Origin of the sequence: Spiroplasma endosymbiont of Apeira syringaria, assembly GCF_964020205.1 — a bacterium.
GTDB lineage: Bacteria > Bacillota_I > Bacilli_A > Mycoplasmatales > VBWQ01 > Spiroplasma_E > Spiroplasma_E ixodetis_A.
In genome coordinates, this window is sequence record NZ_OZ026543.1 from 686,605 (window position 1) to 703,650 (window position 17,046).

At 25.0% G+C, this 17,046-nt stretch carries 18 protein-coding genes and 1 pseudogene; 7 read left to right on the forward strand and 12 right to left on the reverse strand.

What is annotated here, in order from left to right:
- Positions 1 to 234 precede the first annotated feature (234 nt).
- The 4 genes from AACL02_RS04255 (at position 235) to AACL02_RS04270 (ending at position 2,276) form a co-directional block, all read left to right on the forward strand.
- Positions 235 to 510, forward strand: a complete 276-nt coding sequence (locus tag AACL02_RS04255) for a hypothetical protein (RefSeq protein ID WP_281748222.1) — start codon at positions 235 to 237, stop codon at positions 508 to 510.
- A gap of 60 nt (positions 511 to 570) precedes the next feature.
- Positions 571 to 774: a hypothetical protein gene (locus tag AACL02_RS04260; RefSeq protein ID WP_339042936.1), complete on the forward strand. Its 204-nt coding sequence runs from the start codon at positions 571 to 573 to the stop codon at positions 772 to 774.
- 217 nt (positions 775 to 991) lie between these two features.
- The gene (locus AACL02_RS04265; RefSeq protein ID WP_339042938.1) at positions 992 to 1,855 is read left to right on the forward strand and encodes a hypothetical protein; all 864 of its coding nucleotides are present in this window, start codon (positions 992 to 994) and stop codon (positions 1,853 to 1,855) included.
- Positions 1,856 to 1,868: 13 nt separating this feature from the next.
- The gene (locus tag AACL02_RS04270; RefSeq protein ID WP_339042940.1) at positions 1,869 to 2,276 is read left to right on the forward strand and encodes a hypothetical protein; all 408 of its coding nucleotides are present in this window, start codon (positions 1,869 to 1,871) and stop codon (positions 2,274 to 2,276) included.
- A 125-nt stretch (positions 2,277 to 2,401) separates the two neighbouring features.
- Here AACL02_RS04270 and AACL02_RS04280 read toward each other — a convergent pair.
- A pseudogene (locus AACL02_RS04280) lies at positions 2,402 to 3,304 on the reverse strand (IS256 family transposase); the annotation flags it as partial.
- Between the two features lie 72 nt (positions 3,305 to 3,376).
- Between AACL02_RS04280 and AACL02_RS04285 the strand changes: the two are divergent.
- Positions 3,377 to 3,547 (forward strand): hypothetical protein, encoded by a 171-nt coding sequence (locus AACL02_RS04285; RefSeq protein WP_339042944.1) that lies wholly within the window; start codon positions 3,377 to 3,379, stop codon positions 3,545 to 3,547.
- 53 nt (positions 3,548 to 3,600) lie between these two features.
- On the opposite strand, the gene AACL02_RS04290 is transcribed toward AACL02_RS04285, so the two are convergent.
- The 3 genes from AACL02_RS04290 to AACL02_RS04300 form a co-directional block, all read right to left on the reverse strand.
- On the reverse strand, positions 3,601 to 4,137 hold the full coding sequence (locus tag AACL02_RS04290) for an IS1595 family transposase (RefSeq protein ID WP_339042946.1): 537 nt from the start codon (positions 4,135 to 4,137) through the stop codon (positions 3,601 to 3,603).
- A 24-nt stretch (positions 4,138 to 4,161) separates the two neighbouring features.
- Positions 4,162 to 4,293 carry a hypothetical protein gene (locus tag AACL02_RS04295; protein WP_339042948.1) on the reverse strand — a complete coding sequence of 44 codons (132 nt, stop codon included), beginning with the start codon at positions 4,291 to 4,293 and terminating at the stop codon, positions 4,162 to 4,164.
- A 12-nt stretch (positions 4,294 to 4,305) separates the two neighbouring features.
- Positions 4,306 to 5,423 (reverse strand): IS3 family transposase gene (locus tag AACL02_RS04300; RefSeq protein ID WP_422397821.1). Its coding sequence is split into 2 segments (ribosomal slippage): positions 4,306 to 5,153 and positions 5,153 to 5,423, totalling 1,119 coding nucleotides; the frame shifts between segments, so codons are not numbered across the junction.
- A 228-nt stretch (positions 5,424 to 5,651) separates the two neighbouring features.
- Here AACL02_RS04300 and AACL02_RS04305 point away from each other — a divergent pair.
- On the forward strand, positions 5,652 to 6,812 hold the full coding sequence (locus AACL02_RS04305) for an IS256 family transposase (protein WP_339042950.1): 1,161 nt from the start codon (positions 5,652 to 5,654) through the stop codon (positions 6,810 to 6,812).
- Positions 6,724 to 7,545, forward strand: a complete 822-nt coding sequence (locus AACL02_RS04310) for an IS1595 family transposase (RefSeq protein WP_339042952.1) — start codon at positions 6,724 to 6,726, stop codon at positions 7,543 to 7,545. The genes AACL02_RS04305 and AACL02_RS04310 overlap by 89 nt, the downstream gene beginning before the upstream one ends.
- 153 nt (positions 7,546 to 7,698) lie before the next feature.
- On the opposite strand, the gene AACL02_RS04315 is transcribed toward AACL02_RS04310, so the two are convergent.
- The 8 genes from AACL02_RS04315 to AACL02_RS04350 form a co-directional block, all read right to left on the reverse strand.
- Positions 7,699 to 8,816, reverse strand: a protein-coding gene (locus AACL02_RS04315) for an IS3 family transposase (RefSeq protein ID WP_422397808.1) whose coding sequence is annotated in 2 segments (ribosomal slippage) — positions 7,699 to 8,546 and positions 8,546 to 8,816 — 1,119 coding nt in all. Because the reading frame shifts where the segments join, the coding sequence is not laid out codon by codon here.
- A 318-nt stretch (positions 8,817 to 9,134) separates the two neighbouring features.
- A complete protein-coding gene (locus tag AACL02_RS04320) occupies positions 9,135 to 9,368 on the reverse strand; it encodes a hypothetical protein (protein ID WP_339042954.1) in 234 nt (77 codons plus the stop codon).
- A 164-nt stretch (positions 9,369 to 9,532) separates the two neighbouring features.
- The gene (locus AACL02_RS04325; protein WP_339042630.1) at positions 9,533 to 9,826 is read right to left on the reverse strand and encodes a hypothetical protein; all 294 of its coding nucleotides are present in this window, start codon (positions 9,824 to 9,826) and stop codon (positions 9,533 to 9,535) included.
- A gap of 2 nt (positions 9,827 to 9,828) precedes the next feature.
- On the reverse strand, positions 9,829 to 10,293 hold the full coding sequence (locus tag AACL02_RS04330; RefSeq protein WP_339042956.1) for a hypothetical protein: 465 nt from the start codon (positions 10,291 to 10,293) through the stop codon (positions 9,829 to 9,831).
- Positions 10,294 to 10,301: 8 nt separating this feature from the next.
- Positions 10,302 to 10,505 (reverse strand): hypothetical protein, encoded by a 204-nt coding sequence (locus AACL02_RS04335; protein ID WP_339042958.1) that lies wholly within the window; start codon positions 10,503 to 10,505, stop codon positions 10,302 to 10,304.
- 770 nt (positions 10,506 to 11,275) lie between these two features.
- Positions 11,276 to 11,545: a class II fructose-bisphosphate aldolase gene (locus tag AACL02_RS04340; protein WP_339042960.1), complete on the reverse strand. Its 270-nt coding sequence runs from the start codon at positions 11,543 to 11,545 to the stop codon at positions 11,276 to 11,278.
- Positions 11,546 to 11,666: 121 nt separating this feature from the next.
- Positions 11,667 to 12,359 carry a Pr6Pr family membrane protein gene (locus tag AACL02_RS04345; RefSeq protein ID WP_339042962.1) on the reverse strand — a complete coding sequence of 231 codons (693 nt, stop codon included), beginning with the start codon at positions 12,357 to 12,359 and terminating at the stop codon, positions 11,667 to 11,669.
- A 137-nt stretch (positions 12,360 to 12,496) separates the two neighbouring features.
- Entirely contained in the window at positions 12,497 to 16,846 is a 4,350-nt protein-coding gene (locus AACL02_RS04350) for a PolC-type DNA polymerase III (RefSeq protein ID WP_339042964.1), read from the reverse strand.
- Positions 16,847 to 17,046: the final 200 nt, after the last annotated feature.

Consider the following 17,046-nt stretch of genomic DNA (forward strand, 5'->3'; position numbering starts at 1 on the left):
GTTTTACATTAGAAAAAAAAACTAGTTTTTCTATATTTTTACTTGTATATATATATATATATATATATAATGGTTAATGAATACTAGTAATTACCGTAATTCTTACTAGTGTTCGTTTTTTTATTGTATTTTTATTTTTTATGTTATAATAATTTTGTAAGTATAGGTTTACCCTACTATGCTTAACTTATTAAATTTTTAATTTAATGAATTACGGAGGTTAAGTATTTTTTTATGTTTAAAGTACAGTTAGTTAATATTGAAAAAGGGCGTATTATACCCGATAAAAATAATAAAGGTCAAACATTAAAGTTTGATGTTTTGAAGTTTGTAGAAATAAATAAACAAACGAGCGTGCCAACTGGCCAAACACGTGATAAATGATATAATCCGGAATTTGCTAGTGATTTTAATAATTGTTTATCTACTGTTGATTTAAAAGTTGGTAATTTTTATTCACTTGAACTTGATTTAAGCGGTAATATTAAAAAACTTTCTAATTGAAAATAGTTATTTATTAAAAGGGTAATTTTAAATAATTATTAATAGGTTAGGAGTTAAGTTTAAATTATGGCTAAAAATGATAATTGTTCATGTGAACAAGCATTTCATTTAGCAATTTATACATGTAAACTTTGTGACCAAGTTATTTGTCCTAAAAGAGTTTTGCAAAACTTATATACTAAAAAATATTATTGTCCGAATTGTATATTAGATATTGCTTTAAATAAGGCAATGAGACAACAAGAAAGTAATTTAAATTATGAGACATAAATGTAGTGATTGAACTTATGAACGAATATATGGTTGTGAAATGTGTTACATAGTTGCTAATGAAATGGAACGAATAAGAAAAGAGAATAAAAGAAAAAAGTAAAAATTAAATAAGGGGCTTATATATGGATTATATATTTTTCATTAAGCCCCAATGGATTAGATTATAATTCATAAATAAGCTCCTTATTAGTATATAAAGTAAGGAGTTTTATTTATGCCTAATGAGTTAGAACAGATTAGTAATTATACTTTACCTAAAATATTAAGAACTGGATTAAGTCCATTAAGTGCTATGGTTGGAGTTAGTGCTTATTATGGTCAATATTTAAAAGACCCAATTTTAGGTTCTATTAATTCTTTGTTGTTTAGTAAAAAGTTGGCAATTGATATATGAAATATTAATCAGAGACCAACTACTAGAAATAAAGTTATTAATAGTTATAAAAAGATATTTTTAGGTTTAGGAACAATTGGTTTAATTAATTACGCTAAGTTTGTTCAGTATGTAGATAAGTCAATTTCTTTATTAAGAGATGAACCATGTTTTTGACCACCTTGCCCTACTGAACCACCTAAGCCAACGTATCCACCATTTACAACTGTTAAACCGATAATTGATGTGCCTTTTGTAGATTGAGATACTTATATATCTTTAAATAGTTTTGGTGTAGTAAATGTTATTAGTGGTTTAACTGAATTAATACCTAATAGATTTCAAAATATAAGAAAGATAGCAAATATGGGTACTGGTGGTTGCTTGATTAGTAGTGGTGTTGCAATGGGTATTAATAATAATTTTAATAATTATTTTGCTATTCCTACGATTATTGCCGGAGCAAGTGAGATTATTAATACTTTATTATTGCCATTGGGAAGTACACATAATAATACTGAATTACAAGAAGTATTTACAGATGAAAGAGCAAGATTGATTAATGGCAGTGTTAATGATTATCAAAGTACAGATGACGGTATGGTTGATGTTGATTTAAATGATGATAGTATGTCAGAGATTAATTTAGATAGAGCAAGTTTAAATTGGGATTATTCTTATGCTTATACACTAGGTGGTGTTTAAAGTGAAAATATATATGTGATGAATTTTAAAATTTATGGCATTAACTGGATGTATTACATTTAGTATATTTTTAGGATTAATTCCTAGCATTATAGTTTTAGGAATTGTTGCAATTAAACCAGTATCTATCTTAATTGGTATTGTTGTGGGTTATATTGGTATTCCATGAAATAATATTAAAAATAAAATAACAAATTGAGTTTTTAAGAGAAAAGAAAATAAATTTATTAAAAAGAATGATTTAAAAGTTGAAAGAAAAAGATATGAAAAACAAAAATTAGAAAGAAAATTTCAAAATTTAAATAATCAAGTAAAAGAATTAAAACAAACATTAGAATTTCAAAGTAAATTATTAGAAATTAATAATGAAAATTTAAGAAATAATGAACAAAATAAAACTATAAGAACATTTATTTTATAAGGAGTGAATTAATTTTATGAAAAAAGATAAATGAAAAAATATGCCAAGATAAAAGTTGCATAAGAAAAAAGCAAGAGGCTTTTGAGGCTTTTTAATAATCTGTGTATCTTTGTTTTACAAAGTTACTAATTTATATTAATTCTGTCTTCAAATTTTATCATAAAATGAGCAATTGCTGTATTTCAATTTTGAATAGGCAATGTTCATTTTTTTGTTATATTTTCAATTGCCAAGTAAAATATTTTGAAAACTGCCATATCATTAGGAAAAACTTTTTTATTTCTGATGATTTTTCGTAATTGACTATTAACAGATTAAATAGCATTTTTAGTATAAATCACTCTTTTGATTTCTACTGGATAACTAATAAAAACCATTAAATTATCTCAATTTTTATATCAAGATTTAGTAATTTGAGGATATTGTTTATTTCATTTACTTTCAAACGATTCTAAAGCTTGCATTGCTTGTTCTTCACTACATGCACTATAAATTGGTTTTAAATCTGCAACTAGACCTTTTCGATGTTTGTATGAAACATATTTTAAACTATTTCTAATTTGATGAACAATGCATAATTGATGTTCTGTTTTAGGATAAACTGATTGTATTGCTTCTGACATGCCTGTTAAATTATCACTACAAGCAATAAGAATATCATTTAAGCCACGATTTTTCATTTCTGTGAAATTAGATAATCAAAACTTAGAACCTTCATTTTCACTAATTCATAATCCTAAAACATCTTTTTTGCCTTCTAAATAAACTCCTAATGCTATATAAACTGATTTGTTAATAATCCGTTTATCTTGTCGTACTTTAACTACTATACAATCAAAATAAACAATAGGATAAATACTTTCTAATGGTCGATTTTGTCATGCTTTAACATCATCAATAACATCATCAGTAATTTGACTAATAACACTTTCACTAATATCAGCACCATGATATAACTCTTGCAACTGCATTCTAATGTCAGATAATGTCATTCCTTTTGCATACAAGGAAAGAACTTGTTGATCAAAACGGAAATGTTTAGTAATCTGTGTAACTTACAAAAATAACTATGTTTAATTAATTCTAGTAAATATAATTAAATGACTAGAAAGAGTGAGTTACAGATGGCTAAAAAAGATAACTTTAATAATAATGATCCAATATCAAAAGCAGTAGATTTATTACTAGAAAATACTGAAGATTTAACAACAGTTTTTAAACCTGGCGGTTTATATAAAGAATGGCTTTTCTCCCTTTATGTACTATTTTAATTTTATCACATAAATGCTGAGAAAAGCCTATCTACGGACTTCTCCCCACATTTTTAAATCAAACATAGAATTACAGTTTCAAAACTAGGTATCTTGTTGAATTTATATGCAGCTTCTTTAGCATATAAATGAACATGATGTTTTGCAACTTTGATATGTGTTTTAAATGTTCTTCTTATATGTTTTCAAACTGATTCAATTTGGTTGGTATTTACACCAATTTTTGAAACATAGCCATCTTGATGGTTAACTGTTTCATGCTTAGTGAAAACTGATTTAAAATCGCAATATCCTTTTCAAGAATCAGTATATACAAGACATTTTGAAGAAATGTGGTTTTTTGCAAACTGCAAAAGATTTTTACTATTTGCGTTTTTCAATACTTTCACAATTAAATTATTGGTTGTTTTTTGATAAATGCCAACAATCAAGGTTTTATTCACCAAGGATCTTCCTTGTTTTTTAAAACCCATATGTGAAAGATACATTTCATCAATTTGCACTGTACCTTCAACAATAAATTGAGGTTTTTGTTTTGCAATACGTGTTCTGATTTTATGAGTCATTCTTCAAGCAGTTTTCAAAGTCACTCCCAATTCTTTTGCAATATCTGTTTATGGAATTCCATGTTTGGTGTTTATTCATCTAAAGATAAGATAAAACCAAGATGTTAAAGATGTTTGTGACCTTGAAAATATGGTGCCTTTGAGAATGCTAAATGTTTGATTACATTTTTGGAATGGCAACCCTTTTTAGGACTATTTTTTGGTAGACATTTGTTTTTGATAATTAACTGGAGTTAAGTAGTTTAAAGTGCCGTGAATTCTTATGTTGTTATATCAATTGATGTAATCAAATAATTCTAATTTTAATTGGATTAATGATGTAAAATTTTTATCATTAATAAATTCGGTTTTGAAAGTTTTAAAGGTTGCTTCAGCAACAGCGTTATCATAAGGACAACCTTTTTTGCTTAAAGAGCGATTAATATTGAATGCTAGTAAAAGTTTATCAATAATTTTATTATTAAATTCATTACCGCGATCACTATGAAATATTTGAATATCTTTTAAACAGCGATTTGAGTGCATAAATGCTTGATATACTAATGATGCATCTTTTTTAGTACCTACACTATGTCCAATTATTTCGCGGTTAAATAGGTCAATTAATAAACAAATATAGTTTCACTTACCATTTACTTGAACATAAGTTAAATCACTAACAATAACTTCATTTTTAACTCTATTATTAAAGTTTCTATCAACAAGATTGGTTATTTGACTATCATTGACTTTATTATGATAATTTTTGAATGATAATTTAGTGTATTTTGATATTAAATTATGTTTATTCATAATTTCTTTAATTTTTCGTCTTGATAAATAAATTTCTTGGTTTTCTAGAATGACTTTTAATCTTCTAGTACCATAAACTTCTTTATTTTTTTTAAAAGCACTAATAACAGCTTGTTCATAAATATTATTTTGAATTTTATTTTTTTTCTTTAAATTAAAATAATATGTTGATTTAGAGAGTTTTAAAAAATGACACATTGTGCGAATTTTATATTTAGATTTATTATTTGCAATAATCTCTACTTTCTGCCTATTATTAGTGCTGCTTGCTTTAAAATATCATTTTCCATTCTTAATTGTTTTAATTCTTTTCTTAATTTAATTAATTCATTTTCTTCAACAGAACGATTATCTTTAGTTTTAAAACTACCTGAATTAGTAAATTGCTTAATTCAATTGTAAGTAGCTGCTCTTGTAACATTATATTCTTTAACAAGGCAAGATACTGATTTGCCACTTTGATATAAAGCTACTATTTGTTTTTTAAATTCATCGGTATATGAGTTAATATTGGCCATAATTATAGTTCCTTTCTTTGTTCACTTGTCTATGTAATTAGTGTCCAATAAAGTGTAACCCATCCATTTTAAACATCTCATTCTTTTTAAATCAGAAGTATTCAAATTAAAACTAAAACACCTAATACATTTGTTTTCTTTCAAATTTGCTATATATGCAAGACATTGCTGTTCAGTTTGAAAAGCATTGTTGAATTCATTCAGTTTCATTATTCCCTCCACAAGTACATGTGGGGAGAAGTCCGTAAAGAATTAACAAAAAGATTAGTTGAAAAAATGTTGAATTCTGAAATGCAAAATTATTTAGGATATGAAAAAAATCAACATAGTACTACTGAAAATGCTCGTAATGGTACAAGTTCAAAAAAATTAATAACTCAACAAGGTAAAATTGAAATTGATGTACCAAGAGATCGCAATAGTAATTTTACTCCTGTAATAGTTCCTAAAAGGCAAAGAAGATTTGATGGTTTTGATCAACAAGTTCTTTCCTTGTATGCAAAAGGAATGACATTATCTGACATTAGAATGCAGTTGCAAGAGTTATATCATGGTGCTGATATTAGTGAAAGTGTTATTAGTCAAATTACTGATGATGTTATTGATGATGTTAAAGCATGACAAAATCGACCATTAGAAAGTATTTATCCTATTGTTTATTTTGATTGTATAGTAGTTAAAGTACGACAAGATAAACGGATTATTAACAAATCAGTTTATATAGCATTAGGAGTTGATTTAGAAGGCAAAAAAGATGTTTTAGGATTATGAATTAGTGAAAATGAAGGTTCTAAGTTTTGATTATCTAATTTCACAGAAATGAAAAATCGTGGCTTAAATGATATTCTTATTGCTTGTAGTGATAATTTAACAGGCATGTCAGAAGCAATACAATCAGTTTATCATAAAACAGAACATCAATTATGCATTGTTCATCAAATTAGAAATAGTTTAAAATATGTTTCATACAAACATCGAAAAGGTCTAGTTGCAGATTTAAAACCAATTTATAGTGCATGTAGTGAAGAACAAGCAATGCAAGCTTTAGAATCGTTTGAAAGTAAATGAAATAAACAATATCCTCAAATTACTAAATCTTGATATAAAAATTGAGATAATTTAATGGTTTTTATTAGTTATCCAGTAGAAATCAAAAGAGTGATTTATACTACAAATGCTATTGAATCTGTTAATAGTCAATTACGAAAAATCATCAGAAATAAAAAAGTTTTTCCTAATGATATGGCAGTTTTCAAAATATTTTACGGACTTCTCCCCACATGTACTTGTGGAGGGAATAATGAAACTGAATGAATTCAACAATGCTTTTCAAACTGAACAGCAATGTCTTGCATATATAGCAAATTTGAAAGAAAACAAATGTATTAGGTGTTTTAATTTTAATTTGAATACTTCTGATTTAAAAAGAATGAGATGTTTAAAATGTAATCAAACATTTAGCATTCTCACAGGCACCATATTTTCAAGGTCACAAACATCTTTAACATCTTGGTTTTATCTTATCTTTAGATGAATAAACACCAAACATGGAATTCCATCAACATATATTGCAAAAGAATTGGGAGTGACTTTGAAAACTGCTTGAAGAATGACTCATAAAATCAGAACACGTATTGCAAAACAAAAACCTCAATTTATTGTTGAAAGTACAGTGCAAATTGATGAAATGTATCTTTCACATATGGGTTTTAAAAAACAAGGAAGATCCTTGGTGAATAAAACCTTGATTGTTGGCATTTATCAAAAAACAACCAATAATTTAATTGTGAAAGTATTGAAAAACGCAAAGAGTAAAAATCTTTTGCAGTTTGCAAAAAACCACATTTCTTCAAAATGTCTTGTATATACTGATTCTTGAAAAGGATATTGCGATTTTAAATCAGTTTTCACTAAGCATGAAACAGTTAACCATCAAGATGGCTATGTTTCAAAAATTGGTGTAAATACCAACCAAATTGAATCAGTTTGAAAACATATAAGAAGAACATTTAAAACACATATCAAAGTTGCAAAACATCATGTTCATTTATATGCTAAAGAAGCTGCATATAAATTAAACAAGATACCTAGTTTTGAAACTGTAATTCTATGTTTGATTTAAAAATGTGGGGAGAAGTCCGTAGATAGGCTTTTCTCAGCATTTATGTGATAAAATTAAAATAGTACATAAAGGGAGAAAAGCCATATTTTACTTGGCAATTGAAAATATAACAAAAAAATTAACATTGCCTTGGAATGGCAACCCTTTTTAGGACTATTTTTTGGTAGACATTTGTTTTTGATAATTAACTGGAGTTAAGTAGTTTAAAGTGCCGTGAATTCTTATGTTGTTATATCAATTGATGTAATCAAATAATTCGAATTTTAATTGGATTAATGATGTAAAATTTTTATCATTAATAAATTCGGTTTTGAAAGTTTTAAAGGTTGCTTCAGCAACAGCGTTATCATAAGGACAACCTTTTTTGCTTAAAGAGCGATTAATATTGAATGCTAGTAAAAGTTTATCAATAATTTTATTATTAAATTCATTACCGCGATCACTATGAAATATTTGAATATCTTTTAAACAGCGATTTGAGTGCATAAATGCTTGATATACTAATGATGCATCTTTTTTAGTACCTACACTATGTCCAATTATTTCGCGGTTAAATAGGTCAATTAATAAACAAATATATTTTCACTTACCATTTACTTGAACATAAGTTAAATCACTAACAATAACTTCATTTTTAACTCTATTATTAAAGTTTCTATTAACAAGATTGGTTATTTGACTATCATTGACTTTATTATGATAATTTTTGAATGATAATTTAGTGTATTTTGATATTAAATTATGTTTATTCATAATTTCTTTAATTTTTCGTCTTGATAAATAAATTTCTTGGTTTTCTAGAATGACTTTTAATCTTCTAGTACCATAAACTTCTTTATTTTTTTTAAAAGCACTAATAACAGCTTGTTCATAAATATTATTTTGAATTTTATTTTTTTTCTTTAAATTAAAATAATATGTTGATTTAGAGAGTTTTAAAAAATGACACATTGTGCGAATTTTATATTTAGATTTATTATTTGCAATAATCTCTACTTTCTGCCTATTATTAGTGCTGCTTGCTTTAAAATATCATTTTCCATTCTTAATTGTTTTAATTCTTTTCTTAATTTAATTAATTCATTTTCTTCAACAGAACGATTATCTTTAGTTTTAAAACTACCTGAATTAGTAAATTGCTTAATTCAATTGTAAGTAGCTGCTCTTGTAACATTATATTCTTTAACAAGGCAAGATACTGATTTGCCACTTTGATATAAAGCTACTATTTGTTTTTTAAATTCATCGGTATATGAGTTAATATTGGCCATAATTATAGTTCCTTTCTTTGTTCACTTGTCTATGTAATTAGTGTCCAATAAAGTGTAACCCATCCAGCCTATTCAAAATTGAAATACAGCAATTGCTCATTTTATGATAAAATTTGAAGACAGAATTAATCTAAATTAGTAACTTTGTAAAACAAAGATACACAGATTATTAAAAAGCCTCATTAATTTTTCTTTATTCATAATTTAACCTTTCTTTCCTAACTCTTTTATTTTGTTTTTGTTTACATAAGTTATTACATTTATGAGCAAAAACTCTACCATAACCACATTTATTATTCTTTTTTATTTTTATTATCATTATTTATTTTCTTCTCATATGATATTTCCACAACTATTACAATTTTCAATTTTTTCTCAATTTTTAAAATTATTTTCAAAATCATTTATCAATTTTTTAAACTTATTTAAGTCATATTTATCAATACAAATATCATCTAGGTTTAAAGTAAAATCTCCATTTATTGAAAAATGACCAATATTAATTCCTTCTCATTCTTCTTTTCATTTGTTTAAAAATTCATTTATTGTCATTATTTTTTCTCCTTATTTTTAATTTGATTAGAAATTTCACTTAATATTTTTAATACTTTATATTCATTTTTTAATTCTTTAATAATAAATATTAAAATTATTATTAGTGTTATACTTGTTATTAATATTGGTACTATTAATAAAATTTTTCATAATATCATTTTTTACTCTTTTCATTTTTTAAATCATTTAACATTAATTGAACAAAATGTACGATTTTTAGGAATATTTAAAGTATTAAAAATTTGACCAGTTACTATAATTTCATCGTTTTTGTTTAATAAAATACATCGTTTATAAAATTTTGGTTTATTAAAAATTAAAGTAACATAATTTAATCCATTTCATTGACCTCTAACACTATAATATAATTCTTTATTACCTTTTTCGTAATATTTTGCTTCAATAGTATTACTTAGTTTTACTGTTAATTTGACATAATTTGCTTTTTCTTTCATGTTTATAATTTACTTAAATAATTATCAAAAATTAATATTTTTTTATGATTTTTTAAATAATATTGAATATGTTTATAAGCATCTTGTTCATGTTTTGTTAATTTTATATTTCCTTTATAATTTGTTATTTTATTTTTATTTTTTGGGTGGTTTTCTAGATAATCTCAGTTGAAAACATCTTGTACTAATACCATTAATGCACCAATAATTTTAGGTGTTGCTAATGGATTAGTTAATAATTGTTTTGAACTTAAAAAGAAATTTTCTACAATAACTAATATTTTTTTATCAATAAATTTTTCTTTAATTAATTGAAATTTTTCTTTATACATATTTTTAGTTAATAAAACAGTTAATGTATTGAATGTTTCATTAAAAACAATATTATTAGTTTCACTTCAATATATAACCATTCCATTATTACCAATTCCAGCAGGGTCAATTCCAATAATTAAGTCATATTGCATTAATTAAGTTAACCTCTAATAACCGTTTTAATAATTTCTAAATCACAATTACATCAACAATATTTACATTCTTGAATAAATTCTTTATGACCACAAACTAAATTATCTTTTTTTAAATCATCAATCAGTTTAATTAGCCCTATTTTAAATTCAATATCATCACTGTCTGGTATGCAAATCGTTCCTCTTTTAGTTAAATATTCTTTATCCATATTTATACCTCCTACTTAACTTAATATTTAAAATACAGTCATAACAAATTGCTTTACTATTTTTATCTCTTAAAAAATATTTTCTTGTTTTTATATCATTAGTATTAAAGAATAAATAATCTAATTTATTTTGTTTACATGTTCAACAAAAATACTTTTTCATTATGATTTGAAATTCCTTTCCTAATATGTCCTGTTGCTTCTAGCATAAAGGACATATATTTTGATTTTTAAATTATTAATAATACTATTATTAGTTTTATTCATTCCAGAAATTATGGGCTCAAAAATAAATTTCAAAAAAATAAAAAATAAAACCAACACTTGCTCACTGGGGAGTGGCAAGGTTGGTTAAATAAAGAATAGAATTAATACAATAGGTCCCTACAACAGGTCTATATATACTAGTTTCCAATTCGCTCCCACCCCAAGAATTACCATTAATGGTTAGTATAATTTATTAGGTATCACTCCACTTTTTATTTATCCATGCAAGTCCACATGCTAGCTACTATTTTTAACAACTGTGTTGTAGTTCACTTTTTTAGTTCCCTAACACGTGTTGATAATAGCGTTAAAGAAGATTATTAATTATTAACTTTCTCCTAATTGGTCACTGCGTGTAGTAGATATTTAAAGGATGTTAATAATAAAAATTTTAAAATTTTACAATTACACAAAAAAAGACAAGATTTTTATTCTCGTCTTTTGTCATTTATTTTTAATTTAAGGGTTTAAAAAAGAAAGGAGCTATTTTTAAAACTTTTTAGTTATCGACATCTTCGACACGCTCCCATAAATGTGGATCAAGACAGTGGTCTAGTTGTAAAAAAAAATGGTACTTTTGCACGATTAATAACATTATTAATAATAGCAAGTACATATTTTAAATCAATACAATTAATAGTGTTAGGTGTTATCATTAAACATATTGGTGCTTTTTGTTTTTCGGCTGCATTAGTAATTGCAATTAACATTTCTAAATTATCAAAGTTAAAACTTGGGATTGCGTATTTGTTAATTTGTGCATGTTTTAACATTGTTTTCAAGTTAATTTTCAATTACAATCACCTAACTTTTCTTTTTTTTAATTATATCAATAATATTTATCATGTAAGGAATATAAGATATGTTTTAAATTTTTACTTTTTTCTTTTCTTTTTAATTTTGCTTTTCTTTTTTTTTATTAAGTTGACGTAATATTTTTTGATAAAAATCATATAAAAGATGTTCAGAAGTTTGATAACGTTTGAACATTAAGTTATTAATTCAAATATAAAAATATTGTAAACTGAAAACTAAACAAAAAACAAAAACAACAGCACTAGCAGCGATTAATCATCCATATTCGCCATTTGAATAATCAAAGAAAAAATATGGATATCATGTATCTCTTGGTGGATGACCAGTTTCTATAAAATCTAAATAACGTAAATGACCTCTAATTAGAATAACAATACAATAAATTGCTGGATAAATAACAATTAATCATAAATATATTTTATGTTGTTGTTTCATATTAATATATTGATGACCTGACGTAACAATAAAACTAGTAATCATAATTATTGGAATTAATAAGTGTAAAATTAATGTTGTAATTCAATTATAAGCACTGTATTGTTTTGGATCTTGCTCAGCAGTGAAAATACCTATTCAAAATACTAACATCGTAATAGTAATATAAACAGTTACTGCTAATCGAGTTTGAAAACTTGGTTTAGTACCACGAAAATAAGAATCAAATAAATAAACACAAAAATAAATAACAACCATATAATTACTCTCAGTAGTAAAAAAAGCATAGTAGTTACTTACTCGTTCACCATATCCTAAATGTTCAAATTTTTCCATTGGATAATATATTGCACTAATTAAATCAATAATTAAAAATAAAATTATCATTATTAATGCAGATAAACGTATATAAAAGTTGGCTTTGTTACTTAATTTATACATAATAATCCCACATCTTTTCTTTTTTCTTTGTATTATAATTCTAACATTAATTGTGTATTTTCTTCTAAATGTTCTAATACTCCTAACTTATTTAATAGTTGATAATTAGTTTTAGTAATATTAGTTCGTAGTTGTAAATCATTTTTTGAAGTAATTGCTTGTTCACTCCTTGCTTTAACAATTGAATTAGCCACAATTTCACCCAATCCATCTAAAGTAATAAATGGTGGTAAAATTTGTTTTTCACCATTTATTACTTTAACTTGAAAAAGTTTAGCATCAGAATGTTCTAAACTAATATTGCTAAATTTAATATTTCTAGCATTCATTTCTAATGCCACTTCTAATAATGGGATTAAATCTTTTTCTTTAGTAGTAACTGTATTTTTTTGACCATCATTTTTTCTTAATCTGTTATTAATATCTTTTAATTTATTAGTAATAGCACCAATACCTTGTAACATAGTTTTAATATCAAAAATTTCGCATCTTGTTGTAAAATAAGTAGCATAATATTCATGTGGATAATAAACTTTAAATCAAGCTACTCTTCATGCCATTAATACATAAGCAGTAGCGTGTGCTTTAGGAAACATATATTTAATTTTTTTGCAAGATTGAATGTATCAATTAGGAACTTTCTTTTCTTGCATTAACTTTTCATATTCTTGTTTAATGCCTTTTCCTTTACGGACATCTTCCATAATATTAAAAGCAATTTTTGCTGGTAAGCCTTGATATACTAAATAAGTCATAATATCATCACGACAACCAATTACATCTTTTAGTTTTAAACCTTGTTGTGAAATTAATTCATCAGCATTATTTAATCAAACGTCAGTACCATGTGATAAACCAGATATTTGTACTAATTCCGAAAATGAAGTAGGTAATGTATCACTTAACATTTTACGAACAAAACCAGTACCAAATTCAGGGATACCAATTGCTCCTGTTTTTTCGCCAAGTAAATCATCACTAGCAATATTTAAGGAACTTAAATTAGAAAATAATGATAAAACTTTTTCATCTTGATTAGGAATTGTTTTTGGATCAATACCAGTTAAATTTTCTAACATTTTTAATGCTGTTGGATCAACATGACCTAGAATATCTAATTTTAATAAATTATCATGAATAGCATTAAAATCAAAGTGGGTAGTTTTTCATGTAGAACTAGTATCATCAGCTGGAAAATTAATTGGTGTAAAATCATTAATATTATATTCTTTTGGTACAACAATAATACCACCAGGATGTTGACCAGTTGTTCTTTTAATTCCAACACATCCTTGACTTAGTAACTCTAGTTTTGCTGCACGCATATCTGATTGACCAATTTTTTCTGCATAAGCTTTAACATAACCATAAGCTGTTTTATTAGCAATTGTTGAAATTGTTCCGGCACGAAAAACATTTTCTTCACCAAACATTTCTTTAGTAAAATCATGAGCTTTATTTTGATATTCACCAGAAAAGTTTAAATCAATATCAGGTGTTTTATCACCATCAAATCCTAAGAATGTTTCAAAAGGAATATCATGACCATCAGTAATTAAATCAATATTGCATTGTGAACACATTTTTTTTGGTAAATCATAACCACACTTATAAGAACCATTACTAATAAATTCACTAGTTTTACATTGTGGACATAAATAGTGTGGTTGTAGTGGGTTAACCTCAGTAATGTTAGCAAAAGTAGCTACTAAAGATGAACCAACTGAGCCACGACTACCAACAAGATAACCATCTTGTAAAGATTTTTCTACTAATTTGTGTGCAATTCAATAAACAACAGCAAAACCATGAGTAATAATTGCATCTAATTCACGAGTTAAACGTTTTTCTACATATGTTGGTAATGGATTACCGTAACGATTTCATGCTTGTTCATAACAAAGATTACGTAATTTAGTATCAACATTAATAATACTTGGTGTAAATAAGGCATCTTTGATTGGTTTAATCATTTCAAATTGTTTAGCTAATTGCAAAGGATTATTAATAACAATATCATTAATTAAATTAGGGTCATCTAAAAAATTAAATTCTGTTAACATTTGATTAGTAGTTCTTAAATGTTGATCAGGATATGATGTAACTTTACCTTTACGATCAAATAATGGGTGCAATAAACCACCAATTGCTTTGCTATTAATAATAACATCACGATATATTTTTTCATGGGGATGTAAATAGTGGGCATCGCTAGTAGCAATTACTAATTTATTTAATTTAAGGGCATTATTAATAATTTTTTTAATAGTATCATGTAATTGTTCTTTAGTAATATTTCCTAACTGTATTAAGTGTTTATAAACAGCAGGTGGTTGGATTTCAATAAAATCAAATCACTTCATTATTTTAATTAGTTCTTCTTCACTTTTATTTAATGCTGTTTCAAAAACAGCACCATTTATACAACTACTACCAATTAATAATTCTTTTCTATTTTCATTAATTGCTTCTGATATGATTTTTGGTGTTTTATAAAAATACTTTGTATGAGATAGTGAAACTAATTGATATAAATCTTTTAAACCTAATTGATTTTTTGCAAAAATAGTAATATGTTCACCACGAAGTTTATAATTAATTTGTTCATTAATTAAGTTATTAATTTCTTGTAAATTAATACAATTAAATTCTGTTTTTAATTGTTGTAACATTTTTAAAAATACTTGTGCTAATACATTAGCATCATAATCAGCACGGTGAGCAATTTCATCATCATATTTAATGCCATAAGTACGACAAATAGTACCTAATCGATAATATTTTAGTTGTGGTAGAATTGCTCTAGATAATTGCAAAGTATCAATGACAGGATTATTTAAAGGCATGAAACCCAATTGTTTCATTGCTGCTTGTAAAAAACCAAAGTCAAAGTTAGCATTATGAGCAACTATTGTTTTATTACCAATTATTTCAATAATTGTTGGCAATATTTGTTGTAATGTTTGTTTATCTTTTAGCATAACATTGGTAATACTAGTAAGTTCAGTAATATGTTCAGGTATGGGATTATTTGGTTTAATTAAAATTGTATCTTGTTTTAAAATCATATTGTCTTTAACAATTGTATAACCAAATTCAATAATTTCGTGATAATTGGTTGATAAACCAGTTGTTTCTAAGTCAAGAACAATGTATTCTAAATCTAATAATGATGTATTAATATTATTTTTAGTAATACTAATATTATCGGGGATTAAATCCATTTCAACACCATACATTACTTTTAAGTTTGGATGTTTTTTAGCAGCATTAGCAATATCTGGGTATGCTTGTACATTTAAGTGATCAGTAAAACCAATTGCTTGGTGTCCTCATTTAGCTACTTGATTGATATAATCACTTGCTGAAGTAATACCATCCATAGCACTCATTTTAGTATGAGTATGAAATTCAATTCTTTTAGTTTTAGCATCATCATTATTGTTAGCATTTTTATTATTTAAATCGATAATTAAATCATCAATTCATAGTACTTGTTCTTTACTATAATTATCATAACGACTATTAGCATTAATTTTTATTCAATCATCAACTTTAATATTATCAAATTTCTCATCTGGTTGATCGCTATTAATAAATGCTTTGCAAGTAATTGCATCGCTATAATCAGTAATTCAAAATGAATAAAATCATTTTTGAGTTTTGGTTAAAAATTTATTAATTTTAAAAACTTTACCACTAATAATAATATTGGGTTCGTCGCCAATGATATCTTTAATGCTATGAGTTGGGTCTGTTATTTCTAAATTAACTTTTGCTTTTTTGCGATAAGTAGTGGTACTAAAATTTTTACTTACATTATTTTTAGTAATTTTAGTTTTTAAATTGTTGGTAATTTTGCTAATTTCTGTTTTAGATTCATTTTCATAACTAATAAATGGTTGCTCTGCTTTATTTATTTTAGTTTTTAATTGAATTTTTTTAAAACCATATTGTTGAAAGTAATTAATAAATTGTAAAAATTCATTAGTTATTAATTTCTCTTCAATACTATTATGAATAGTAATGGTAATAATATTATTTTTATAATTAATTGCTGAGTCGGGTAAAGAATAATAAATGCCAGCTAATAGTTGTAATTTATGAGTTTTAATATAATGAAAATATGTTAATACAGTTGATTCATCAGCAGTAAGAGAAACATTAAAATCGACACTAATATTCGAAAAAGGTAATTTTTCAAAATGTTGTTCAAAACTTTTTAAAGTAGTAGTTGTTAGAAAATTAGGTAAATTGATGGTAATTATTACTTGTTGATTATGATGAAAATATTGTACTTTTTTAATAGTGGCATGATTAAATTCATTATTAACATCATTAAAATCCATTTCATGGAAAAGTTTTTGCAAATCTTGGTTCATATATTTTTCCCTCTCTTAATACTAAATAATTAACAATAATAACTATATTTTAATTAAAATATATTAAATCATTATTCTAATGTTTAATCAAATTTCATATTTTAATTATAACTTAATTAAAATTCTTATTCTTATTCTTATATAAAAAAAGTATGAAATTTTAGTTATAAAAAAAAATAAAAACAAAATAATTTAATTAC